This is a genomic window from Photorhabdus tasmaniensis (genome assembly GCF_011189505.1).
In the GTDB taxonomy this organism is placed as follows: Bacteria; Pseudomonadota; Gammaproteobacteria; order Enterobacterales; family Enterobacteriaceae; genus Photorhabdus; species Photorhabdus tasmaniensis.
Genome location: NZ_PUJU01000063.1, coordinates 1 through 23,911 on the forward strand (window position 1 = coordinate 1; position 23,911 = coordinate 23,911).

The window sequence follows — 23,911 nt, forward strand, 5'->3', positions numbered from 1 at the left end:
TGTGGGTTTTTGAGCGGAAGGCCATCTGGGTTTTGCTGCCCGGTAAGGTGCCGGGCGGGATGTTGTTGGCATGATAGGTGCGCCCGGTGACAATCGGCTGGTCCGGGTCACCATCAAGAAAGTCCACTACGACCTCCTGACCGACACGCGGGATAGCCAACATGCCCCAGCCCTGGCCGGCCCACGGTTGCGTGACCCGTATCCAGCAGGAGCTGTGGTCGTCACTCTGGCCGTAACGGTCCCACAGAAATTGCAGCCGGATACGGCCGTATTTATCACAGAAGATTTCTTCACCCGCCGGGCCGACCACTTTGGCTATCTGCGGGCCATTTATGACCGGTTTGAGCGTCGGCATTGGACGCCAGTGTTGATGCGTCGGGATAAAGGTGAACTGGTTGCTCATCACCGTGCCGGACTCCCCGGTGGATTGCGCCAGCGCCTGCGGCTGTCTGCCACTATGAGCGACGCTGACCAGCTGCCAGAGCTGGTTGAGGTCATCGCGGGGGTGGTCGGTGAGGGTAAACAGCACGCCCGGCTGCATTGCGGCGTCGTTACTTTCACCGTAGCCAGTCAGGGCATTGTTGCGCAGGGCTTCCAGCCGGTAGCGGGTGAAATCGGCACCGTGCTGCTCGTCTTTAAAGCGCCCGGGAAAATCAAAGTGTTCATAGCCGGTGTGCTGGAGGTTTTGTTCCCGCATATGGTGCTGAAATTCGGCGGCCCAGACTGGATTCTTGAAGGTGTAATCTTTGAGCCTCACGGTGGCCGGACGCACCTGAGCCTGCCGGGTCAGCGCCGTGACGCACAGTTGTTGGGCTTCGGTTGCCTCATCGGGGTGGTAGGGCAATACCGGGCCGGTGGCGAGGGCTCCCGCGACATCGGCAAATACCAGCGTGTTTTTGTTGCCGGTGAATTCGAAGAAGTAAAAAATGCCCTCTTCGGCGGTCAGCCGGTGCAGAAAATCAAAATCGGTTTCCCGGTACTGAACGCAGAATTCCCGTTCCGGGTGTGGGTAACGTAGCCTGAACACGACATCCCGGACACCGCTCTCTTTGAGCAGGGTGGTGAGAATGGTTTTGATATCCTGCTGCTGAAAAATCCGTGAATTCTGGCGCAAGGTGGTGCGCCACATATCGGGCCGGAGGGTCATCTCATAGCGGGTTTGATGTTTGCCGGTGTTGCCCTGCACAAAGCTGGCGACCATGCCGGTGACGGTGCGCTCGATTTTGCCTGCGCGCAGGATGGTCAGGGTGGCGCGGGTATCAAGGACTGCGGCGAAATCAATCGCCGGGTCGGCACTGGCTAAACTGACCGCCAGACTAAAGGGGGTAGAGAAGGCTTCGTTGAGTGAGAAGGCGGCCACCACAAAGGTTTCAGGCGGTAATCCGCCGGCCGTGAGGGTAAAGAGTAAGCCGCCGGCGCTTTGAGCCGCTAGCCGGTCGGCAATGTGTTTGGCACTCGATGGCCTGGGTTGATTTTTCTGGAATGACATCACGCCCCCTTAAATTATTCATGAGGATATTCAACGCACAGACCCTTGGTCCGGCGGTTTTTGCGTGTAGTCATCAATAATCAAGGGGTCAAAGGGACCGCCTTGAGGAAAAGCATTAAGACAATGAGGTTGCTAGCAGTCTGTTGCTGATAGTCTTGTTGATAACCTTCATTGAGCAATCAAGCAGGTAACCTGGGCTGCTATGCCATGGGTTACCTCAGAGAGAGTAAAGACAAAGAATGAATAGTTTTATCTGTTTAATATCTGTTCGAAAAAATATAACAAAAAATGTATGGTGTCTCGTTTGTTTGATTGGTTAATATCCGATTAATTTTAAAAGTGTGACGTAAGTCACGAATTTTTTGTGGTGCGGTTGTCACGCAGTTAGCGTTTCAAGCCTAACAGGCGAGAGTGGGATGCGAGGGGATGGTCTTGCCCAATATTTGATATCGTGGAGCATGGCGGAACAGATTTTTCCCTGACAAGCCCCCATGCCGCATCGTGTTGCCATGCATCTGTTTGAATATTTCCTTGTTCATCCAGTAAGCAATCAGGCAATTTGAAACTGGCGTGAAGATCCAATGTGTCGTTTTACCGCCACGATATTGGGTTAATTTATTGATTAAATAAGATTTCAAAAGAGTAGATCACTGGAGGGAACTCAGTCCGATTTTGACGATCTGATCAATCGTCAAAAATCACAAATCACCAAACGGACTGCGTTATGCCTATCATAGCATCAATACTCCGAAATGAACGACGTGACACGGAACCACTGTTGTCAATTTATGTGGCAATGGCTTCAACATGTAAAGGTATTCATGGAACGCCGCATCATGACAACAGCAAAAATCGGGAAGGGTAAAAATGGGTGTATCACTATTATGAAAACCTATTTACCCCGAAACTGGCAATAAACGCCCTACGGAGGGTCTGTAATGACGCATTACTATCATATCGAGCCCAATCAACTAAGTTCTCCTCCATATCAAACAGATTTAGTTTGGTATTTCTCAAATAGCCTTCAAACATCTGTGACGCCCCAACGGTGTTTTGAATACTTATCTTTTGACATGTTAATAGATCCTCATGCAATTTTTATTTTCCAGCTTGCTACTCTAGATACCAGAAAATAAGATCACTTTTATAATTATTTTCCAATAGGTGATAAACGTAATAAAACATTTATTTATTATTTCTAACCTGTCAGTAAATAAAGCATTTTTTGATGCCAAAAAATTACCCGCAGGATATATTTCATGATATTGAAATGTAATAACAATATATAAATGAAACAACTATCAGAGCAAACAAATTCAAGGAGAATTGGATTTTAGATAACGTTTGTAATTTAGTGTCACACTAAAATTCATTACAACGTAATTATTTCATCAAAAATTCCTCAAAAAAGTAGTTGGCTGCGGTAATGTTAAATTCCAGATTTTTCATTTTTTTGGGCATTTTTTAGCCATCAATAAAATAATTTCTATCGATGAATAACTGAATAAACGTTTACGTCGGTTTTTACTAAGACGCTTAATATTATGTCAAATTTCCTGAATAATTTAAGGCAATCATCTAGCAAATCGATTAAATGAAATGATTTTCATTCTCTTAAACATTCCCAGTCAACATAAAAATAAGTATATTTATCAATAATTTAAAAAATATTCCACAATTATTCCATATTTGACCAGAAAAAACGCTTTACAATCGATAGTGATAATTATTATCATTCGTATCGCTTTCAGATGAACCGCCTTCAGGGTAAAGATGAAAGCACGACATTGCTCACATTGCTTCCAGTGTTTACTTTAGCCAGCCAAGTGCTGGCTTTTTTTTATTGATCAATCCGGTTGTTATATTTTCAAAATATTTGAATAATTAGGTTAGGTTTTTAGACTTTTATGTTATCTCTTCTCAACTAGACTGTAAAAACCATTGAGGAGATTTGAATATGATCTATTTACGCAAAGCATCAGATCGCGGTCACGCCAATCATGGCTGGCTAGATAGCTGGCATACCTTCTCATTTGCCAACTATTACGATGCCAATTTTTTGAACTTTTCAGCGCTGAGAGTGATTAATGAAGATTTCATCGAAGCAGGTCAAGGCTTTGGTACCCATCCACATAAGGATATGGAAATACTGACCTATGTACTTTCCGGTGCGGTTGAACATCAGGATAGTATGGGAAATAAAGAGCAAGTACCCGCCGGTGAATTCCAAATTATGAGCGCAGGTACGGGTATTCGTCATTCAGAATATAACCCGAACAGTGATCACCAATTACATCTGTATCAAATCTGGATTGCTCCAGATAAAACCGGCTTAACACCACGCTATGAACAGCGCCGTTTTGATGATGTGCAAGGCCGCCAATTAGTGCTCTCTCCCGATACTCGGGATGGCTCACTGAAAGTCTTCCAAGACATGACCTTATGGCGTTGGGTACTGAAAAATCATGAAACTTCCGAATATCTTACAGAGAACGGCCGTTATATCTGGATACAAGTGGTGCGTGGAGAAGTGACTGTTAATGGTGTTCAGGCAACCACCAGCGATGGTCTGGCGATCCGGGATGAAACCCATCTTCAACTTAACGCCGATGGTGATAGTGAAATATTACTGTTTGACCTTCCTGCGGCATAAATCCCCAATAAACCTCACCCATACGGATGAGGTTTACTTAATACAAGAAGAACTCACAATTACAGTTTAGGACCCGCTTTTACTAAAGCTTCCCCTGCCGGGGTATCCGTATATTTATCAAAGTTGCCGACAAAACGATGTGCCAAATCTTTCGCCTTCTCTTCCCACTGAGATTTATCTACATAAGTCTCACGTGGATCAAGAATATCGGTATCAACACCAGGCAACGCAGTCGGAACCGCCAGATCGAAGATAGGTAATGTAATGGTGTCAGCTTCCTCAATATCACCACTTAGGATGGCGTCAATGATTCCGCGGGTATCCTTAATAGAAATGCGTTTACCCGTGCCATTCCAGCCCGTGTTCACCAGATAAGCCTTGGCACCTGCGGCCTGCATACGTTTCACCAAGACTTCCGCGTATTGAGTTGGATGCAGACTGAGGAAGGCGGCACCGAAACAGGCAGAGAACGTTGGTGTTGGTTCCGTCACACCGCGTTCTGTACCAGCCAGTTTCGCCGTGAAGCCAGACAAGAAATGGTATTGAGTTTGCTCCGGTGTCAGACGGGATACCGGAGGCAGCACACCAAACGCATCCGCCGTCAGGAAAATGACCTTGGTCGCGTGACCGGCTTTGGAAACCGGCTTAACAATGTTTTCAATATGGTAGATAGGATAAGAAACTCGGGTGTTTTCAGTTTTTGAACCATCATTGAAATCAACCGTGCCATCTGCCAGTACCGTCACGTTTTCCAGCAATGCATCACGTTTAATCGCATTGTAGATATCAGGTTCCGCTTCTTTGGATAGATTGATGGTTTTCGCGTAACAACCACCTTCAAAGTTGAATACACCGTCATCATCCCAACCGTGTTCATCGTCACCAATCAGCTTACGTTTTGGATCAGTAGAAAGCGTGGTCTTACCTGTCCCTGATAAGCCGAAGAAGACCGCAACATCCCCCTTCTCACCCACGTTGGCAGAACAATGCATTGAAGCAATACCTTTCAATGGCAACAGGTAGTTCATCATTGAGAACATCCCTTTCTTCATTTCACCGCCGTACCAGGTACCACCGATAAGCTGCATACGCTCTGTCAGGTTGAATGCAACAAAGTTTTCAGAATTCAAACCCTGCTCTTGCCATTGTGGGTTAGTGCATTTTGCACCGTTCATCACAATAAAGTCTGGTTTGAATCCGGCCAATTCTTCATCTGAGGGGCGGATAAACATGTTCTTAACGAAATGAGACTGCCATGCAACCTCTGTAATAAAGCGGACTTTTAAGCGTGTATCTGCATTCGCACCACAGAAAGCATCGACAATAAACAAACGTTTGCCTGAAAGCTGTTGAGTAACCAGACCTTTCAGATGTGCCCATGTTTCCTGTTGCAATGGCTTGTTATCATTCTTACCTTTTCCCTGATCAGCCCACCATACGGTGTCACGGGTGACATCATCACGGACAATATACTTATCCTTGGGGGAGCGACCAGTGAAGATCCCCGTATCGACAGCCACAGCCCCCAGGTTGGTTAGAGTGCCACTCTCGTAACCTTCGAGTGAAAGTTTGGTTTCTTCTGAAAATAACAGCTCATAGCTTGGGTTATAAACAATCTCACTAACATCATGGATTCCATAGTCCGCGAGTTCCTGCGGGGTAATGCCTTTAACACTCATGTTCTTGCTCCTGGGTATAGTCACGCTTTTTCTATGAGCAATAATAAATAGTTATGATTAATTAACCGCGATAGTTATCAAAAAATTGAAAACCTATCATTTTTTTAGGGTTAATCTGAGATGAAAGGCATGAAAGAAGCCTTTGAATATTATGGATATTGATAGAAAGGCGCGGATCCGCGCCCTAAAAGGTAAAAACAGCTGTTCAGATAGAGATTAGTGTAACCGGCTCTTTTTTTCTGACCTGATTTCAACGAAATCATCAGCATCAAAAATATAGTGCGTACCGCAATATTCACACTCCATATTAATGTTGCCATCTTTCTGCAAAATATGATTAACATCCTCATCGGAAAGTGTGACTAACGTGTCAGCACAACGTTGACGAGAACAAGTACAGCGGAATTCAACAGGTTGCGGCTCATATAATACAACGTCCTCTTCATGATAAAGACGATGCAAGATCTCTTTAACTTCCAGTGAAAATAGCTCTTCACCTTTAATGGTTGCAGTAAGTTGTACCAGATGATCAAATACATCTGTGCTCTCCTGCTCCGCTGCCGGCAAAATCTGTAGTAACATACCGCTAGCAGCGATCCTTCCATCCTGAATACCGGTACGGATAAACAGACGGGTTGGTAACTGTTCAGACTGCCTGAAATAATCATCCAGACATTCCGCCAGCGTTTCACTTTCCAATGCAACGACACCCTGATAACGCTCACCATGAGTTGGTGTAATGGTAATGACCATATAACCTGTGCCAACCATCTGCTTCAAGCTGCTATTTTCAGAAACTAATCCGTCAATACGGGCGACACCACGCATTTGTTGCTGATGATTACCGTTAATAACGGCCAGTTTTACCGGGCCATCTCCCTGAATTTGAACAGTAATATCACCATCAAATTTCAGTGTCGCCGTTAATAAACTGGTTGCTACCAATAGTTCTCCCAATAATTGCTGTACTGGCTGCGGGTAATCATGATTTTCCAGAATATGCCGGTAAGTTTCACTGGCTAAAACCAGTTCACCACGTACAGAATAATTTTCAAACAAAAAGCGGTGTAATTGGTCTTGTTTAAACATAAATATCTCTCACTGGAGTAGGTTATTCCTGCTCACTTAATTTGGTGTTTTTAAACTTAATCAGCGTGCGTCTTTCTTTTTTATCCGGCCGGCGATCAGGATGAGGCATAGTTAATGCGTTCATTTTACGAGCTATTGCTATTTTTTCCCGGTTAGCAATACTTGTTTCAGTCTCCCGATAAAGCTGTTGAGCTTCCGGGGCACCGCGCCGATGACTGCTTAACGCAAGAACTTCAACGGTACGTTCATCATTACCCTGACGCAGTTTAATTTCGGCCCCGAGTTCAACCACTTTACTTGGTTTACTTCGTTGACCATTATAGTGAACTTTACCGCCATCTATCATTTCCCGTGCCATAGCCCGTGTTTTATAAAAGCGGGCAGCCCACAGCCATTTATCCAGACGGACTGCTTGATCGGAGTCTGAATTATCTTTCATTTTTTTCTCCCAATATCAGCTCCGGCGAAAAAGCCAAGCCTAACACACCATTGCTGATTATCGCCAACGTGTAGGTGGGAAAGCTGTATCACAACAGCTATCGTAATACTGCCTGATTTTGCTTAAACGTTGTTTGTTTTGCCGGTTTTTCTTAACAGCTAACACCGAATTAATCACCAAAATCGCCAAAAGCATCAAGAGTAAAAGCGTTGTTCCAATACAACGGACCAGCGTCATGGAATCCAGTTCACTATGTAACACAATCCGACGGGTTCCATTAGTATCTACGGACAATTCTGTAATAATTCCCACGGTCTCAAATGGTGTTTGTAACACCGTATCCGATAACCGCTGTAACTCACGCCATTGTTCTAACGCGCTATGATCATAAGAAACAATTGCCGGCGTGATATATTCAACCAGCTGTTTACCTTCATCACTAATCAGAAGAACACCGCCCGGAGAAGGGCTATTAAGCAGGATTGCTATTTTATCTATTTCCCGGTAGATAAATGACGATGTAGTCGCATCAACTAGCTTTCCCAGCGCTTCAGCCCCCGCTGGACGCAATAAAACATGGATGTCATCAAACTTGCCATCTTCTGTATTCTTTAACAAAGTTGTCCAATCATTGGCACTACCCAGGTTAACTAAAGCATTCTTCAATCGGAAACAGTCTGCTTCTTTTCCACATAATTTTTTAGTTTTCAATATGATATCAGGAAAATCATCCAATAAAATCATACCAGATTTGGCAATCTCCTGAGCAAGACCTGGATTAATCACATCGCTATTTTCCTGTAGACGTAATTGCTTATTAACGGTTGCAATCAGTTTAGCCGCATTTTTTATAACTTCTGATTCCTGGATTGGCAGTGAATTAGTACTATTCCAATATATCCCTGAGCAATCGAATGGAGAAAAATAAGTGTTTCCTTTGCCATTCATATTATTTGGCGGCATATAACACATACCAACCCCTTTTGCTGTCAGGACATCCCCGACCCGCAACGCCATCTCTTTCATCGTATTAGCATCAGTGACAACCTTCGTGCTGCTACCACGCAACCAGGCAAAACTGAGTTTCATTGGTACACTAACTGGCTGATAAAAATAGAGCAGCAGTATAATAAGCAAACTGCCACCAATCATTATTAGATTTTTCCCATAACGGTGATAAGGGTAATTTTTCTCCTCATTGTGCAAAGAGAGATAATTCCCTTGCCTAACTACCTGGCCGTTAGTGTAAATATCGATATTGGTTTTCTGATCAAGATCGCAGGTAACATAAGATTCCCAATGAGATGGGTAAATTAAATCAATCCCACCAAGAGAGATATTACTCATTTGCCCTTGTTCAAATTCTCCAAATAATCCCCACCGTTTTGGTATACCGGTAAAACAGTGAATATCCTTGCAGCTGCGTCTTGAAGACGGGCAGAACAACGGCCAAAAGCTGACAACCATTAAAGTACCAGCAATCAACATCAGCCACGGCAAAAACAGTATCGGTGAGAGTAACGCAAGGAACCAAATAAAAAATCCGAGACACAAGAATCCTCCCTCCCAAATACCCGATGAGTGATTCAACCGGTATTCTTCCGCTGTCTCTTTACGGATATTTTGTAATTTTACGCTGGTATCGCCATTTTTTTGGATCGATGCCTGCTGATGGGACACATCTGAAACTACTGGAGCAGAAGGAAAATCCCGTTGAAAATCTTTCAGGAAGTGACCATTAATCGAAATAACAAGTGGTATTCCCGCAGTGTGAACAACATCAATAATATTCTGTTGTTTAATAAAAGACTCAAGGAAAAATGGCAAATGAACTTCTGCCATATCAATATAATAACGCCAGCTATGTGGTTCATCTGAGGCAACAGAAAACCGGGTAATGGAATTACAGATAGTATAAACCGTGTCATTTTTGTCCGTCAGAATTAACCCACTGGTTTTATTGATACGGTCGGTTAAAACCAGTGGCAACACCTGCTTCAGATAACATTCAATGGCCTGATATTCATCAGCATAAAGTTTACGATAGGTCGGGTCAGCAACAGAAGGCAGATAACGGGCGTTATCATGCGGCTTCCATCTGAAAATCAGAAAAGAAGCCATTATCATCAGGCTAATTATCAAGATAGCCAATATAACGGCTGTTGAGTTCATTTTTTCCCCATATCCATGACAATATTGCTATTGTTGCTTGCAAAATAGCAACCACACGTTCAGTTCTGAATCAGGTTATTTCCATCTGTTTTTTTAATTTATTTTACAGCAAGTTATATAATCACCCGCTGAACTATCTATAACACAGATCTATTTCCAAAGAGGATAAAGATAACAGTAACAACGATGACAAGCGATAATCACTATCATTTACCCAAATAATCGTCCATATTTAGTCAAGCTATGGAGTGTACCTAATTTCATCATAAAACCTAAGGTTAATGAAATAATTTATGACGTAATAATGCACAGACACTCAAATCAACCAAATACTAATGCCATCAGGGGCAGCTATGAATGACCAGAAAAACCCTAAAATCCTGAAAATAGAGAACATTGCCCATTCACGTTTATTTCATATTCAGTCAGTCGATCTCGAATTCAGTAACGGTGTAAAACGCATTTATGAACGGATGCGTCCAGCAACCCGGGAAGCGGTTTTAATCGTCCCGGTCATTGGGGATGAGTTGATACTTATCCGTGAATACGCAGTAGGTATTGAGCAATACGAATTAGGCTTTCCCAAAGGCGCTATTGACTCTGGTGAAAGTATCCTTGAAGCGGCTAACCGTGAATTGAAAGAAGAAATCGGTTTTGGTGCCAGAAAAATAGAGCAATTAGCCAAACTCACTATGGCTCCGTCCTATTTTTCCAGCAAAATGAATATTGTTATTGCAGAAAATCTCTATCCAGAAAGCCTGGAAGGGGATGAGCCTGAACCATTATCACAAATACGTTGGCCAATAGCCGATATGATGTCATTACTGGATCACGCTGACTTCAACGAAGCGCGAAATGTCTGTGCCCTGTTTTTGGCGCAAAAACACTTATACCGTCGTTGAAGTTAACAGGCACAACGGATTTCCCGTTGTGCCTGATTTATTATCAGAATAGCTCCTGACTTTCACCATTCTCGATCAACGTTGTGCCAACTTCCTGCACCGCACTCTCTGTAGGCTGAGTTCCGTCAATGAAGTATTCACTGCGGGTATCACCACCACCGCCAGCAAGTTTACCTGTTTTACGATCTATCACGACGGAAACAATACCCGGAGGGGGAGCTATTTCTTTTTCAGGAACACCCTCCAGTGCAATTTTCATAAAATCATCCCAAATTGGCTGCGCACTCTTAGCACCCGCCTCACCACCACTGGCTGCTGTACGACCAAGGCTTCTACGGTGATCGTCAAAACCAATCCAGACGGTCGTCACAATATCCGGCCCATAACCTGAAAACCAGGCATCTTTTGAACTGTTAGTTGTCCCAGTTTTACCACCGATATCACGACGTTTCAGATCGCGCGCGGCGCGCCAGCCCGTACCACTCCAACCTGGCTCACCAAAAATATTGGTATTCAAAGCATCATGGATAAGAAATGCCAAAGGGGTACTGATAACGTGAGGAGCATATTTTTGCCCATCTTCACTACCGTCAACTACCGGAACTTTCTCTAATTCAGGCAGCGGTAATATCTCCTGCTGCCCGACCTGAGATTGAGCCACATTTTCAATCGAATTTTCAGAAAGTTCGATTGAACGCACTGTATCACCATAAATCACCGGAATATCGCATTGCGGACACGCAATCTTAGGTTTAGCCTCAAACAGGATATCCCTATCTTCATTTTCAATTTTGGTAATGAAGTAAGGATCTATCAAGTAGCCGCCATTGGACATGACCGAATACCCACGCACCATTTGCATTGGTGTAAATGATGGGGATCCCAAAGCCAGAGATTCTGTACGAACGATATTTCGTGCTGGTAAGCCAAACCGTTGCAGGTAATCAGCGGCATAATCAACCCCCATTGCACGCATTGCCCGAACCATTACGACATTCTTCGATTGCCCTAGTCCCTGACGCAAACGAATTGGCCCTGCATAAGTTAGCGGGGAATTTTTCGGACGCCAATCAGTACCAGCGCCAGCATCCCAGCGGCTGATTGGCAAGTCATTAAGCAACGAAGCCAGCGTCAGCCCTTTATCCATCGCAGCGGTATAGAGAAACGGTTTAATATTGGAACCAATCTGACGTAATGACTGGGTAACACGATTAAACTTACTTAAGCTAAAATCGAACCCACCTACCAGCGCCTTTACAGCACCATCATTAGGATCAATAGAAACCAAAGCCGCATTAACTTCCGGCATTTGTGACAACCACCAGATATCTTTTACTTTTCGCACCCAAACCTGCTCACCAGCCTGAATCACTTCATTCACACTACGTGGAACCGCACCCTGCACACTATCAGATTTGAATTTTCTGGCCCAACGGACACCCGCCATTGGCAATTCTACACTGCTGCCATCAACCAGCATCACCGTCGCCTGATCAGCTCCCGTTCTGGTCACAACCGCTGGCATTAACGGCCCATAATTTGGCAAAGCCTTAAGCTTCTTAACAATCTGTTCCCTATTCCAGGCAGGTTCACCCACTTTCCACAACACTTCCTGCGCCCCGCGATAGCCATGACGCATATCGTAATCAATGATGTTATTACGCACCGCATCCGTAGCAGCCAACTGAAGTTTGCGGGTAATCGTGGTGTAAACTTTATAGCCGTCGGTATAAGCATTCTCTCCATAACGCTCAATCATGTCCTGACGTACCATCTCAGCCAAATAGGGCGCAGAAAAAGCAATCTGAGGCGCATGATAATTAGCCACCAGCTTTTCACTTCTGGCTTGATTATATTGCTGCTGAGTAATATAGCCCTGATCAAGCATACGGCTCAAAACCACATTCCGGCGGTTAATCGCCCGGCCATAAGAATAAAGCGGGTTAAAAGTAGAAGGGGCTTTTGGCAGACCGGCAATCATGGCCATTTCACTCAAGGTCAACTCATTGACATTCTTACCAAAATAAACCTGAGCCGCAGCCCCGACACCATAAGCCCGGTAACCGAGATAAATTTTATTGAGATAGAGTTCAAGGATCTCATCTTTATTCAGTAACTGCTCAATCCTGACGGCCAGAAAAACTTCCTTGATTTTACGCATCAATGTCTTCTCAGGACTGAGAAAGAAATTTCTCGCCAGTTGCTGAGTAATGGTACTGGCCCCTTGAGAAGCACGGCCTGAAGTCATCGCCACAGATGCCGCCCGGATAATTCCTATAGGATCAACGCCATGATGTTCATAAAAACGACTGTCCTCCGTTGCAATGAATGCCTTCACCATAACAGGTGGAATTTCGGACAGAGTAAGAGGCATACGGCGCTTCTCACCATACTGAGCAATAAGCTCGCCATCCGCACTGAACACCTGCATTGGTGTCTGTAATCGAACATCTTTTAATGTCGCCACATCAGGTAACTGAGGCTCGATATATTTGTACATGCCAAAAATCGAGGCTGTTCCCAGAAAAATGCAACTCACGACAAAGATTAAAAAATATTTTACGAACTTCACCTGAAATTTCCCATGCCACGTTAGTTGGGTGGTTTATAAACAATCGGCGCGTAGTATAAAGGTTACACTGCACCTTGAATATGTTCTTTTATTAAAATTATTGATATGGAGATCGCCATTATGTATTCACCAAAGTGGTATGTCGGACTGGACATCCAAAATGGGGCTATTCGTGCCGTCGCAACCATAAAACGCCGTAATGGCTGGCAGCTTCACCACTGCTGGCAATATCTTTTATCTGATACAGTTATGCCAGAAGGTCGTTTACAGCGGCCAGAGGTATTATGCGATATATTAAATCAATGGCGCCAAAAATTACCCAAAAAAATCAGTTTCAGACTCGCCTTACCTGTACAGCAAACATTGCAGCGCAATCTGACTTTACCTCCAGATATCACGCTTAAAGAGCCGGAACAAGGCTGGTTTATCAATGCCAGCGCCGAAAAACAATTTCCCTTTAACACCCGCGAACTGGCTCTGGATTATCGTATTATCGAGCAAAACGCCTATATCAGCGCAGCCCGTCAGAAAGATCTGGATATCTGGCTACAATGCCTTGCACAAGCAGAAATCTTCCCGGACGCCATTGATATTGCCCCCTGTGCACTACGCTATATAGCGCAATATGCTGGCGTTCCGGCTGATAGCTGGCTGTTACACCGGCAACAATCCAGTTGGTTGTGGGTATCTCCTGCCAATGCACCCTTTGCTTATGATCTGGTGTCAGCAAATACCGCAGCTTCCCCACTACAGGTTATTAGCCAATTACCGGCTTCATCCATAACTAAAAAGAATATTTATTACAGCAGCTACCAACGGGAAGCTCTGCCTGAAGGAACTTACTCCTGGGATATGCTGGCAGCATTCCGTCACTATCAACCACCGCTGCCAGTTCAACTGATGGAATATGTGATAGCCGGTGGCTTGGCACTCAGACCGGATGATAAATGATGTATCAGGTTAATTTTCTACCCTGGCGACAAACCCGGCTGAAGTCCCGCTATCGTTGGTGGTTGATTCTTCTCCTATTGCAATTAGTGTTGTGGCTGGCAGTACTCGTCTGGATGTCGTTGAAACAACTGGAAACGATCAACAAGCATCAAAGACAATTGCAAAAACTCAACCAGCAACAATTACATTTACAACAACTGATAACTCAGACAGAAGAGGCGTTCAATCTTCACAACAAACTGGCCTATAAATTAAAACAACAACAAACGCAGCTGAAACAGAACCAGCAACATTTAAGACTATTCAATGAACTACCGGAGTTACTACCGGAAGGAAGTTGGCTAACCGCCTTCGATGACCATGCAGGTCAATTGAAATTGGTGGCTAACAGTCTGGATTATTCCAGTATGACATCACTGCTGGATAATCTCGAAAACAACGGGCAACTATCTGATATTCAATTGAAAAAAATGACCACCACTGAACAGCAAATCAGGCAGTTTATTATTGACGCGAACTGGCAGACGGAGATACCCGATGATAAAAAATGACTATTTATGGTGGTTTGCCAAACCCGCCTGTCTGCTCTTTATTTGGCAACAAACTATCATCATCCTGGTCCTGATCCTGTTTTATCTTTTCTTCTGGCAAGAGAAAACTGAACGGGAAATTGAGCTGACACAGGAAATAATCGCCCAACAAACCAATACAAAATCGGCCAATAACCAGCTAAATCAGTTACCTCAGTTGGAAGATATACGGCAACAGATAAACCAAATTGAAAATGAGCTTAACCAGCCACCACAAAACACCGTAAAAATTACCGCAGTAAAACAACTGCAACAACCGTTGATAAATTCTGGCGGACAAGTTATTGAATGGCAACGTAAAAATGAAGGAGAAAAAACGCTCTGGCAAATAACGATTTATTTAAACTATGAACAAATGCTGGATTTTCTTGATGCATTACAGGCGTTATACCCACCGCTGCTGATTAAACAGTTTTCTGTTTCTCCATCAGGTGAATCTCTAAATGTCAAAATGACCCTGTCAGAAACCTCATATGAGGAATTTTATGACTAAAATATTTATTCTGTTTATCATTTTCCTGCCTGCTATCTGCATTGCAGAAATAAGAAACCCTTTTGCTCCACCAATAACAGAAACAGAAGAGCAACCTATTGAGTTATTTGATCAATCAGTCAATGAAGCTGAGATTCAGCATCTTTCAACAGCATTACAATATGCAGACGCAGAAAAAATTGCCCTTAATCTCAGACAAAATATACCCGCACTGATGACCAAAGAGGGTAAAGTTGATTTTGATCCTGAAACTAACAGCCTGATTTTGCAGGATAGCCCCATCGCCATCGCCCAGATAAAAAGCTGGCTGAAAGAAATAGATACACCACAACAGCAGGTACAGATTACCGCACATATCGTCACCAGCAGCAGGGAAGCATTGCATGAACTGGGAATCTATTGGGGGATGCCGATAGGAGATCAACTTAATACATCAACAGGTATAAACCGCCTGAATATCAACCAGGCCGCCAACGACAACATGCACCGATTTGCGTTCAATATTGCCCGCATTCATACCCGGTTGCTGGAAATGGAACTCAGCGCCTTAGAACAGGAAAACCAACTGGATATTATCGCCAGCCCAAGACTCACCGCTTCACATCAACAGTTAGCCAGTATTAAACAAGGCTCTGATATCCCCTACGTCAGTCAGGAAAAAGAGAAAAGTACCGTGCAATTTAAAGAAGCCGTACTTGGAATGGAAGTCACACCTCATATACTGAGAAAAGATAAAATCAAACTTTCACTGAAAATCAGCCAAAACATGCCGGGAATCTCAATCAGTCAAGGTGGAGGTGAGAATTTAACCATCGACAAACAGGAAATAGTGACTCAAGTTACTGTAAAAAATGGTGAAACACTGATTCTCGGTGGAATTTTTCAACAGAAAAAAAGTGAGAAAATCCAAAAAGTGCCTTATCTATCAGACATCCCTCTGCTCGGTTCATTATTTAGCCAGAAAGGTCATAAACACAGCCGACGTGAGCTGGTGATATTTATCACGCCTCAACTGATGGATATTTAATCAAATTGAGAAATATAACTGTTACATCAGTGAGTTGGCAATAAAAAACTCAGCTATTACGTATGATTATGCGCAGATTTTTTCATCTAACCCTGTTTATAGATTTGACGCTGAGTCCGATTTAGCATACAAGAGTTAGCTAATTGAGTGGTCGGGTTAACATCACAATAATAAGCCAACAAAACCAGGGTTTCTGTCACAAGAAGCGCAAGGTTGATTTATATAGTTGCAAAACTGGCTGATGTACTGAGATAATTTTCTCATCTGATCTCACATTACCGCTCATGAGGTTTCAGTTTAGGTCCCGCTGCTAATTTGATTGGCGGGGCGGGTTATCATTAACGAATAGTCTTAGTAATACCAAAAACATGGCAGAGAAACGTAATATCTTTCTGGTTGGGCCTATGGGTGCCGGCAAAAGCACTATTGGTCGTCAGTTAGCTCAGCAACTCAATATGGAGTTTTATGACTCCGATCAAGAAATTGAGCGACGTACCGGAGCTGACGTGGGCTGGGTATTCGATGTGGAAGGTGAAGAAGGCTTCCGCGAACGCGAAGAAAAAGTGATTAACGAACTCACTGAAAAACAAGGCATTGTGCTGGCGACTGGCGGGGGCTCTGTTAAATCCAGAGAAACCCGTAATCGCCTGTCTGCCCGTGGTGTCGTAGTCTACTTAGAAACCACTATTGAAAAACAGCTAGCACGCACACAGCGCGATAAAAAACGTCCTTTACTTCAAGTTGATGCACCAGCACGCGAAGTTTTAGAAAATTTAGCAAACGAACGTAATCCTCTATATGAGGAAATTGCTGATGTCACTATCCGTACCGATGAACAAAGCGCTAAAGTTGTTGCTAACCAAATCATCGAGTTACTGGAAAAAAATTGATTAAAGCAAGGCTGTACAGCGATAAATAATGAAGGCGAAGGCGGCTATGGAAAAGATTACTGTCACTTTAGGGGAGCGTAGCTACCCAATTACTGTCGCGAAAGGGTTATTTGATGATCCTTCTGCTTTTGTACCACTAAAAGCAGGTCAGCAGGTTATGCTGGTGACGAATCAAACCTTGGCTCCGTTGTATCTGGCAAAAGTAAAAGCCACCTTGCAGCAAGCCGGGATTCAAGTAGATGAAGTTATTCTGCCTGATGGTGAACAGTACAAATCTCTTTCCGTATTAAATGACGTATTTTCTGCTTTGCTGGAAAATAACCATAGCCGGGATACAACCCTTATCGCTCTCGGTGGCGGCGTAATCGGTGATTTAACTGGTTTTGCCGCTGCCTGTTATCAACGTGGTGTCCGTTTTATTCAGGTTCCTACCACCCTTCTTGCTCAGGTTGATTCCTCTGTAGGAGGAAAAACCGCAGTAAACCATCCTCTTGGCAAAAATATGATAGGTGCGTTCTATCAACCTGCCTCTGTGATGGTCGATCTTAATTGCCTGCAAACACTTCCAACCCGTGAGCTTTCTTCAGGTCTGGCTGAGGTAATTAAGTACGGTATCATTCTCGACAGCGTATTCTTTAGCTGGCTTGAAAATAATATGGATAAACTGCTCAGTCTTGATGACCAGGCAATGGCTTACTGCATCCGTCGTTGTTGTGAATTGAAAGCAAAAGTTGTCGCCGCAGATGAAAAAGAGTTGAGTGGCCTGCGCGCCTTGCTGAATCTTGGTCATACATTTGGTCACGCAATTGAAACAGAAATGGGATATGGCGTCTGGCTACACGGAGAAGCTGTTGCCGCAGGAATGGTTATGGCAGCAAGAACAGCCCAACTGGCTGATAATTTCTCTGAGCAAGATACTCAGCGCATTATCCGATTACTGGAGCGGGCAAATCTGCCTATACACGGGCCAAAAAACATGCTGCCAGCAGCTTATCTCCCGCATATGATGCGAGATAAGAAAGTTATAGCAGGTAAATTACATCTGATTCTTCCGACAAAAATTGGTCAAGCTAATCTCCGTTCAGACATTGGACATGATTGTGTCCTTGAAGCTGTCCGCCAGTGTTTACCGCCTGAAAATGTGTAATTATCAATAAATCAAATGTTTTTTTGCATACACTTGGTGGTTGTGTCATAAAATAGCTACTTTATCAGACAAATTTTTATTCATTGCTAGTTAAGTCAACCTATCGGACCGACTCTAATTGCAATTGGCAGTATTAGCTCTGTTTGGAGGGCATATGGACGAATTCAAATCAGAAAATGAACAAAGGGCAGATAACGAGTTTAGGCCAGATACCTCAGACCGCCGCCCTTCACGATCACGCCAACCATTAAACAAACCCAAGTTTGCAGTCTCACGCCAGCAAATGATGATCGGGATTGGAATTTTGGTGCTGTTACTGCTGATTATGGCTATCAGTTCTGCTTTAAAAGCGCCAACTGAGCATGAGAAACAGCAATCGCCAAATGTTGCAGAAAAAAATATTGATTTATCAGGTTCACCATCCAAAAACGATAACAATCAATCCGCCACATCGGAGAATACCACTGCAAATACAATTAACGGGCCACAGGAAATCAATATTCCTCCAGTCAGTGGTACCCCAACACAACCTCAGCAGCCTCAAGTTAACAATGGTGAAAGCCAGCGCATTGAATTACCTGGACATACTCCTGATGCACTGACTCAGCAACAAAGTAATATAAATCATGCGGTACAGAATCTGAACCAAGCCCAGCAACCGCAGACAGCAACACCACCACCAGCAGTACAGCAGAAACCGGAAAATATCCGTCCCCTGAAAACAGAAACACCGGCTAAATCAAAACCATCTACAAGTCATACCAGCAACAGCAAAAGTAATGTGGCCAGCAGTAATCCGCTGAAAGCCCCGGTAAATCACTACACTTTGCAATTAAGTAGCGCCAGCCGCTCAGATACACTGACTGCTTTTGCTAAAAAGAATAACCTCACTCATTACAAAGTTTATGAAACTAAACGTAATGGAAAAACCTGGTTTATTTTGATTCATGGTGATTACAGTTCTGTTTCTGAAGCCAAACTGGCCGTCTCATCTCTGCCAGCCGAGATTCAGGCAAAAAAACCTTGGGTCAGAACGATGCAACAAGTACAACAAGATCTGCGAAAATAAAACAATATTTATTAGGCGCTGATATGCTGTCCTAAACAGAGTACAATCTGCGGCTCTGGAATGATTGAGTAATTAACTGACAGCATGAAAAAAAAACGCGCTTTCTTAAAATGGGCCGGTGGAAAATACCCGTTGGTAGATGATATCAAACGTCATCTGCCAGCCGGTAATTGTCTGATAGAGCCATTTGTTGGCGCAGGTTCTGTTTTTTTGAACACAGACTATGATTCTTACATCCTCGCTGATATCAACAGTGACCTAATTAACCTGTACAACACAGTAAAATTCAAGGCTAATGAGTTTATTACTCATACACGCCCCTTATTTACCCAGGAATACAACACCGCCGAACATTTTTATCAGTTACGGGAACAATTTAACCAAAGTACTGACCCGTTTCAGCGCAGTGTATTATTCCTTTATCTCAATCGTCATTGTTACAACGGCCTCTGTCGTTATAATTCTCATGGTAAATTTAACGTACCATTCGGCCGTTATAAAAAACCCTATTTTCCTGAAGACGAACTACACTGGTTTGCTGAAAAATCCCAAAATGCCACGTTTATCTGTGAGCACTATCAACACACGTTGAACAAAGCACGGAAAGGCTCGGTTATCTATTGCGATCCACCTTATGCCCCTCTGTCAGCAACAGCAAACTTTACGGCGTATCATACCAACAGTTTTAATATTACAGATCAGGAAAATCTGGCACGTATTGCATTTAAGCTATCATCAGAGCGCGCAATTCCTGTTTTGATATCCAATCACGATACGCCAATGACACGAAAATGGTACCATCAGGCTTCACTTCATATTGTCAAAGCACGTCGCACTATCAGCAGGAATATCCTTGCCCGCAGTAAAGTAGACGAACTTTTGGCCTTATATCGCTAACTTATCCCCCCCTTTTACCTTGCAATTAAGGGAGATAGAAACGATTTGGAGAAGATAATGAAAGATTTTCTGATTGCCCCATCCATTTTATCGGCAAATTTTGCGCGGTTGGGTGAAGATACAGCAAAAGTACTGGCAGCAGGTGCTGACGTTGTTCACTTTGATGTGATGGATAACCATTATGTTCCTAACCTGACTATCGGCCCTATGGTCTGTCAGGCTCTGCGGGATTATGGCATTACTGCACCAATTGATGTGCATCTGATGGTAAAACCGGTTGACCGCATTATCCCAGATTTTGCCAAAGCAGGCGCGACTTACATTACCTTCCATCCAGAAACCAGTGAACATATTGACCGCAGCCTGCAACTCATCAAAGAGCAGGGTTGTAAAGCCGGCTTGGTATTCAATCCAGCAACGCCATTAAGTTATCTTGATTACGTTTTGGATAAACTGGATATCATTCTGTTGATGTCGGTCAATCCTGGATTCGGCGGCCAATCTTTCATCCCTGGAACACTGGAAAAACTGCGCCAGGTTCGTAAAATCATTGATGAAAGTGGTTATGATATTCGTCTTGAGGTAGATGGTGGTATTAAAGCCAGCAATATCGCAGAAGCCGCAGCTGCGGGTGCAGATATGTTCGTTGCTGGCTCTGCTATTTTCAGTCAGCCAAATTACAAAACCGTCATTGACAATATGCGTAGTGAATTGTCAAAGGTATCTCATGGCAAATAAAATATTAAAAGGTATTCGTGCTATCGCCTTTGATCTCGACGGCACGCTGGTAGATAGCGCCGGTGGTTTGGCTGATGCACTGGATCAGGCTCTGTTAGCTAAAGGTTTCCCTGCTCCGGGCAAAGAACGGGTTGCTGTCTGGGTAGGCAACGGCGCGGATATTATGGTCGAACGTGCGTTGACATGGGCCAGAGTCGAATTGACCGCACAACTGCATCAAGAAACCCGTGAGCTGTTTGACCATTTCTATGAAACAACGGTAACAACAGGTAGTCAGTTGTTCCCGGAAGTCAAAGTCACACTGGCCGAACTGGCAAAACACAACCTGCCAATGGGTATCATCACCAATAAGCCAACACCTTTTATTGCTCCTTTGCTGGATTCTTTAGGCATCAGTGAATACTTTTCATTGGTGTTAGGCGGTGATGATGTTAAAAAGAAAAAGCCACACCCGGCACCTATTTATCTCACAATGGGCACATTCGGACTGCATAAGGAAGAACTGCTCTTTGTCGGTGATTCCCGTAATGATATTTTAGCAGCACAAGCGGCGGGTTGCCCTTGTGTTGGTTTAACCTATGGATATAACTACGGTGAATCTATTGCATTAAGCAATCCAGACTGCATATTAACGAATTTCTCGGATCTGCTATCCACAATTGGACTCCCATCTTTGAAACTTCAGGAAGCATAATAAAATGAATGAACCCACTGTATCTGAAAAACCAAACTCCCAAAAACCTATTGTATTCAGCGGCGCACAGCCTTCCGGTGAATTAACCATCGGTAACTACATGGGGGCGTTACGTCAGTGGGTTAAAATGCAGGATGATTATGACTGCATCTATTGCATCGTTGACCAACATGCAATCACTGTCCGCCAGGATCCAAAAGAATTGAGAAAACGCACTCTGGATACATTGGCGCTCTACCTGGCTTGTGGCATTGATCCAGAAAAAAGCACCATTTTCGTTCAGTCCCATATACCACAACATGCTCAATTAAGCTGGATCCTGAACTGCTATACCTATTTCGGTGAACTCAGCCGTATGACTCAGTTCAAAGACAAATCCTCCCGCCATTCCGAAAATATCAACGCAGGTCTGTTTGATTATCCGGTACTGATGGCTGCGGATATTTTGGTATATCAAACAAACCAGGTCCCGGTAGGTATTGATCAGAAACAGCATCTTGAACTGAGCCGCGATATCGCTCAACGATTTAATACTATCTACGGCGATATCTTCGCTGTGCCAGAACCATTCATCCCAACTGGCGGTGCCCGTGTTATGGCCCTTCAGGACCCAGAAAAGAAAATGTCTAAGTCAGATGATAACCGCAACAATGTTATCGCTCTGTTGGAAGACCCAAAATCAGCCGCTAAAAAGATTAAACGTGCAGTCACAGATTCAGAAGAGCCACCTCGCGTTCGTTACGATCTGGAACAAAAACCTGGGGTTTCTAACTTATTGGATATCCTCGCTGGCGTTACCGGCAAAACTATTCCTGAACTGGAAACAGAATTTGCAGGCCAGATGTATGGTCATTTAAAAAGTGCTGTGGCTGATGCCGTTTCCGGTATGTTGACTGAGTTACAAGAGCGTTTCCATCATTTCCGTAATGATGAAATCCTGCTGAACAAAGTCATGGCAGAAGGTGCAGCCAAGGCAAAAGCCCGCGCTCAGATTACGCTGGATAAAGTGTACGAAGCTGTTGGCTTTATTGCTCATCCTTAATAATTAAGAGATAAAATGTGCACGTTTACCGCGTGCGCATTTTAAGCTACTAACCAGCCCATTTAAAATTTCATGTCATTGGAAACTTTAAATAGTGTGCTGTCGGCTGATTAGTTTTCTCTAATTCTTTAATAACACTTTATTGCATCAATAATGGTAAAAACCTAACAGATTAATCAACCAGAAAGGTTATAGTAGTTAAACAGGTATTTAAGTATTAATAAAACGCTAAAATCACTTAAAAACAACGATATGAATTGATTTTAGCATGAGATAACATTAATGACATAATAAAGAGGAATGGTTTAAATCAAATCGTAAAATAACAATGCTATTAGAATGATTAAAGCCGTGTAAAAAAAATTTAAACCGGTTTATATTCGGTTAAATAAATCATTTATGAGTTTTATTACTCCGATCCCGATTTTTCATGATTGATGATTTAATCTGTTTATGAAAAAGTTTATTATCTGGTTGAAAACATTATTAAAATCGGTTCCTCTGGAAAAATAAACTTCCTGGGCGGATTCACTTTTTTTCGGAGTATATAAGAATTAAAAAAACCAATTTTTTACTGATAGCTTTATGATAGACAGGTTTTAAATTGTTATTAAAAGCCATTGTTTTAACCGCTGATTTTAATCGGTATAAAGTTTTAACCGTTTCTTTTACCACTTTTAATACCAACCTTTTATTAAGTTTAATCATTATGGGATATCATGTTTTACATTTCACGTAAGGTTAATAATACCTCCTTAAGCAGTTTTCATAAATCAGACAGTAAACCCTTTTATGTTTTTTCGGATAATACCCCCCCCCCTTTTTTAGAGTTTAAATCCTGAAAAAATATCTTTTTTATTGTATTATTTTTATGGTTTTCTTCGTAAAATAACAGCGTGAAAAAATTTAATATCATCCGGTTCGGATAACTTTCTTTTGCATACTGATTTCTTTTTAACTCTCTGCTAATGGTTAATGGACTTTGATTAAACACAATTAACTATCTTTCTAAAAAGTGCATTTATTGAGTTAAATCCGCCTTTTATATAAAAGCTTTAATCTCTCTATATTCTCATTTTTAAATGGTTATGACAGGCTAGATAAATGTAAAATAAACTAAGGATCAGGGCAAGATCTCATACTTTTAGCATGGATATTATGTTTGAAAACAAATCAACATCAATTCAAACATCCGACAAAAAAGGATTAGTAACGGTAAAATATCCACAAAAGGACATACCCTTACCAACACAGGGTGAGAGCGTGAGTGTTCATTGTTTAACCATCGAGCATAATCCTGCTATTAACACCTTGTCCATATAGGCACTATTCATACTGGTCATCTTCCGTTTGCGCCGAATACTGGCTTTTTCACTGG

21 protein-coding genes are annotated in these 23,911 nt (G+C 43.1%); 14 read left to right on the forward strand and 7 right to left on the reverse strand.

Annotated elements, in window-relative coordinates:
• Both C5471_RS20400 and C5471_RS20405 read right to left on the reverse strand, forming a co-directional pair.
• The coding region (locus C5471_RS20400) for a type VI secretion system Vgr family protein (protein WP_166296327.1) at positions 1–1,489 on the reverse strand (1,489 nt) is incomplete at its 3' end.
• Positions 1,490–1,873: 384 nt separating this feature from the next.
• Positions 1,874–2,071 carry a hypothetical protein gene (locus C5471_RS20405; RefSeq protein ID WP_166296330.1) on the reverse strand — a complete coding sequence of 66 codons (198 nt, stop codon included), beginning with the start codon at positions 2,069–2,071 and terminating at the stop codon, positions 1,874–1,876.
• A 142-nt stretch (positions 2,072–2,213) separates the two neighbouring features.
• Here C5471_RS20405 and C5471_RS20410 point away from each other — a divergent pair, with 142 nt between their 5' ends.
• Positions 2,214–2,354, forward strand: coding sequence for a hypothetical protein (locus C5471_RS20410; RefSeq protein WP_166296333.1), 141 nt, complete (start codon positions 2,214–2,216; stop codon positions 2,352–2,354).
• Between the two features lie 1,092 nt (positions 2,355–3,446).
• Positions 3,447–4,142, forward strand: a complete 696-nt coding sequence (locus C5471_RS20415; protein ID WP_133814155.1) for a pirin family protein — start codon at positions 3,447–3,449, stop codon at positions 4,140–4,142.
• 59 nt (positions 4,143–4,201) lie between these two features.
• Here the strand turns inward: C5471_RS20415 and pckA are convergent, their stop codons facing one another.
• The 4 genes from pckA to C5471_RS20435 all read right to left on the reverse strand — a co-directional run bounded on the left by pckA (position 4,202) and on the right by C5471_RS20435 (position 9,521).
• Positions 4,202–5,821, reverse strand: a complete 1,620-nt coding sequence (pckA, locus tag C5471_RS20420) for a phosphoenolpyruvate carboxykinase (ATP) (RefSeq protein ID WP_133814154.1) — start codon at positions 5,819–5,821, stop codon at positions 4,202–4,204.
• Between the two features lie 216 nt (positions 5,822–6,037).
• Complete coding sequence (gene hslO / locus C5471_RS20425; protein ID WP_133814153.1) at positions 6,038–6,910, reverse strand: Hsp33 family molecular chaperone HslO; 873 nt, start codon at positions 6,908–6,910, stop codon at positions 6,038–6,040.
• A gap of 22 nt (positions 6,911–6,932) precedes the next feature.
• A complete protein-coding gene (hslR, locus tag C5471_RS20430) occupies positions 6,933–7,349 on the reverse strand; it encodes a ribosome-associated heat shock protein Hsp15 (protein ID WP_133814152.1) in 417 nt (138 codons plus the stop codon).
• 57 nt (positions 7,350–7,406) lie between these two features.
• Complete coding sequence (locus tag C5471_RS20435) at positions 7,407–9,521, reverse strand: IgaA/UmoB family intracellular growth attenuator (RefSeq protein ID WP_133814151.1); 2,115 nt, start codon at positions 9,519–9,521, stop codon at positions 7,407–7,409.
• A 353-nt stretch (positions 9,522–9,874) separates the two neighbouring features.
• On the opposite strand from C5471_RS20435, the gene nudE reads away from it, so the two are divergent.
• Entirely contained in the window at positions 9,875–10,423 is a 549-nt protein-coding gene (gene nudE / locus C5471_RS20440) for an ADP compounds hydrolase NudE (RefSeq protein WP_133814150.1), read from the forward strand.
• Positions 10,424–10,466: 43 nt separating this feature from the next.
• On the opposite strand, the gene mrcA is transcribed toward nudE, so the two are convergent.
• On the reverse strand, positions 10,467–12,995 hold the full coding sequence (gene mrcA / locus C5471_RS20445) for a peptidoglycan glycosyltransferase/peptidoglycan DD-transpeptidase MrcA (RefSeq protein ID WP_133814149.1): 2,529 nt from the start codon (positions 12,993–12,995) through the stop codon (positions 10,467–10,469).
• A gap of 120 nt (positions 12,996–13,115) precedes the next feature.
• Here mrcA and pilM point away from each other — a divergent pair, with 120 nt between their 5' ends.
• From pilM to trpS, 11 genes are all read left to right on the forward strand, one after another.
• On the forward strand, positions 13,116–13,946 hold the full coding sequence (pilM, locus tag C5471_RS20450) for a type IV pilus biogenesis protein PilM (protein ID WP_133814148.1): 831 nt from the start codon (positions 13,116–13,118) through the stop codon (positions 13,944–13,946).
• Entirely contained in the window at positions 13,943–14,497 is a 555-nt protein-coding gene (locus C5471_RS20455; RefSeq protein WP_133814147.1) for a PilN domain-containing protein, read from the forward strand. The genes pilM and C5471_RS20455 overlap by 4 nt, the downstream gene beginning before the upstream one ends.
• On the forward strand, positions 14,484–15,029 hold the full coding sequence (locus C5471_RS20460) for a hypothetical protein (RefSeq protein WP_133814146.1): 546 nt from the start codon (positions 14,484–14,486) through the stop codon (positions 15,027–15,029). Before C5471_RS20455 ends, C5471_RS20460 begins: the two co-directional genes overlap by 14 nt.
• Positions 15,022–16,056 carry a type IV pilus secretin PilQ gene (pilQ, locus tag C5471_RS20465; RefSeq protein ID WP_133814145.1) on the forward strand — a complete coding sequence of 345 codons (1,035 nt, stop codon included), beginning with the start codon at positions 15,022–15,024 and terminating at the stop codon, positions 16,054–16,056. Before C5471_RS20460 ends, pilQ begins: the two co-directional genes overlap by 8 nt.
• 368 nt (positions 16,057–16,424) lie before the next feature.
• The gene (aroK, locus tag C5471_RS20470) at positions 16,425–16,946 is read left to right on the forward strand and encodes a shikimate kinase AroK (RefSeq protein ID WP_011144496.1); all 522 of its coding nucleotides are present in this window, start codon (positions 16,425–16,427) and stop codon (positions 16,944–16,946) included.
• A gap of 46 nt (positions 16,947–16,992) precedes the next feature.
• Entirely contained in the window at positions 16,993–18,093 is a 1,101-nt protein-coding gene (aroB, locus tag C5471_RS20475) for a 3-dehydroquinate synthase (RefSeq protein WP_133814144.1), read from the forward strand.
• 154 nt (positions 18,094–18,247) lie between these two features.
• Positions 18,248–19,162 carry an SPOR domain-containing protein gene (locus C5471_RS20480; protein ID WP_133814143.1) on the forward strand — a complete coding sequence of 305 codons (915 nt, stop codon included), beginning with the start codon at positions 18,248–18,250 and terminating at the stop codon, positions 19,160–19,162.
• Between the two features lie 84 nt (positions 19,163–19,246).
• Positions 19,247–20,059, forward strand: coding sequence for an adenine-specific DNA-methyltransferase (gene dam / locus C5471_RS20485; RefSeq protein WP_133814142.1), 813 nt, complete (start codon positions 19,247–19,249; stop codon positions 20,057–20,059).
• A 57-nt stretch (positions 20,060–20,116) separates the two neighbouring features.
• A complete protein-coding gene (rpe, locus tag C5471_RS20490) occupies positions 20,117–20,797 on the forward strand; it encodes a ribulose-phosphate 3-epimerase (RefSeq protein WP_133814141.1) in 681 nt (226 codons plus the stop codon).
• Positions 20,787–21,491 (forward strand): phosphoglycolate phosphatase, encoded by a 705-nt coding sequence (locus C5471_RS20495; RefSeq protein ID WP_133814140.1) that lies wholly within the window; start codon positions 20,787–20,789, stop codon positions 21,489–21,491. The genes rpe and C5471_RS20495 overlap by 11 nt, the downstream gene beginning before the upstream one ends.
• 4 nt (positions 21,492–21,495) lie before the next feature.
• Complete coding sequence (gene trpS, locus C5471_RS20500; protein ID WP_133814139.1) at positions 21,496–22,533, forward strand: tryptophan--tRNA ligase; 1,038 nt, start codon at positions 21,496–21,498, stop codon at positions 22,531–22,533.
• Positions 22,534–23,911 lie beyond the last annotated feature (1,378 nt).

What these genes read in the sequence shown, in the direction of transcription:
- C5471_RS20455 (WP_133814147.1), top strand. Translation starts at nt 13,943, where the DNA reads ATGATGTATCAGGTTAATTTTCTACCCTGGCGACAAACCCGGCTGAAG.
- nudE (WP_133814150.1), top strand. Translation starts at nt 9,875, where the DNA reads ATGAATGACCAGAAAAACCCTAAAATCCTGAAAATAGAGAACATTGCC.
- pilQ (WP_133814145.1), top strand. Translation starts at nt 15,022, where the DNA reads ATGACTAAAATATTTATTCTGTTTATCATTTTCCTGCCTGCTATCTGC.
- C5471_RS20415 (WP_133814155.1), top strand. Translation starts at nt 3,447, where the DNA reads ATGATCTATTTACGCAAAGCATCAGATCGCGGTCACGCCAATCATGGC.
- C5471_RS20480 (WP_133814143.1), top strand. Translation starts at nt 18,248, where the DNA reads ATGGACGAATTCAAATCAGAAAATGAACAAAGGGCAGATAACGAGTTT.
- C5471_RS20410 (WP_166296333.1), top strand. Translation starts at nt 2,214, where the DNA reads ATGCCTATCATAGCATCAATACTCCGAAATGAACGACGTGACACGGAA.
- aroK (WP_011144496.1), top strand. Translation starts at nt 16,425, where the DNA reads ATGGCAGAGAAACGTAATATCTTTCTGGTTGGGCCTATGGGTGCCGGC.
- dam (WP_133814142.1), top strand. Translation starts at nt 19,247, where the DNA reads ATGAAAAAAAAACGCGCTTTCTTAAAATGGGCCGGTGGAAAATACCCG.
- C5471_RS20435 (WP_133814151.1), bottom strand. Translation starts at nt 9,521, where the DNA reads ATGAACTCAACAGCCGTTATATTGGCTATCTTGATAATTAGCCTGATG.
- rpe (WP_133814141.1), top strand. Translation starts at nt 20,117, where the DNA reads ATGAAAGATTTTCTGATTGCCCCATCCATTTTATCGGCAAATTTTGCG.
- hslR (WP_133814152.1), bottom strand. Translation starts at nt 7,349, where the DNA reads ATGAAAGATAATTCAGACTCCGATCAAGCAGTCCGTCTGGATAAATGG.
- aroB (WP_133814144.1), top strand. Translation starts at nt 16,993, where the DNA reads ATGGAAAAGATTACTGTCACTTTAGGGGAGCGTAGCTACCCAATTACT.
- C5471_RS20495 (WP_133814140.1), top strand. Translation starts at nt 20,787, where the DNA reads ATGGCAAATAAAATATTAAAAGGTATTCGTGCTATCGCCTTTGATCTC.
- pilM (WP_133814148.1), top strand. Translation starts at nt 13,116, where the DNA reads ATGTATTCACCAAAGTGGTATGTCGGACTGGACATCCAAAATGGGGCT.
- trpS (WP_133814139.1), top strand. Translation starts at nt 21,496, where the DNA reads ATGAATGAACCCACTGTATCTGAAAAACCAAACTCCCAAAAACCTATT.
- C5471_RS20460 (WP_133814146.1), top strand. Translation starts at nt 14,484, where the DNA reads ATGATAAAAAATGACTATTTATGGTGGTTTGCCAAACCCGCCTGTCTG.
- pckA (WP_133814154.1), bottom strand. Translation starts at nt 5,821, where the DNA reads ATGAGTGTTAAAGGCATTACCCCGCAGGAACTCGCGGACTATGGAATC.
- hslO (WP_133814153.1), bottom strand. Translation starts at nt 6,910, where the DNA reads ATGTTTAAACAAGACCAATTACACCGCTTTTTGTTTGAAAATTATTCT.